The organism is Psychrobacter sp. 16-MNA-CIBAN-0192, from assembly GCF_040309565.1.
Taxonomy (GTDB): Bacteria; Pseudomonadota; Gammaproteobacteria; order Pseudomonadales; family Moraxellaceae; genus Psychrobacter.
The window spans coordinates 1-253 of record NZ_JBEOOX010000503.1 but is presented as its reverse complement, the minus strand read 5'-3'; the positions used below and the strand labels follow the sequence as shown (position 1 = coordinate 253).

The window sequence follows — 253 nt, the reverse complement described above, 5'->3', positions numbered from 1 at the left end:
AATGTGCAGTTAGAAGTGACTCCAACAATCGATGATTGGTTTGGTGTAGAGGGCTGGCAAGGTGTTAACTATGCCGTTCATCCGAGCTATCAGTTTGACAATGGTTTATACGTATCAGCAAGTATCGGCTACCAAGATTTAGATGGTCATGGTGCAGAAGGTTGGGGGCACTGGAATTTGGGTGTGAGTAAAGCCTATGCCGGAATCAATTTTGATGTTCGTTATCATGGCAGTACCATGGATAGCGATCATA

The 253-nt window shown here is 44.3% G+C and carries 1 protein-coding gene; it reads left to right on the top strand.

Annotated features, from left to right (window positions below):
* Positions 1 to 15: 15 nt before the first annotated feature.
* The coding region (locus AAEY78_RS14130) for a TorF family putative porin (RefSeq protein ID WP_352340030.1) at positions 16 to 253 on the top strand (238 nt) is incomplete at its 3' end.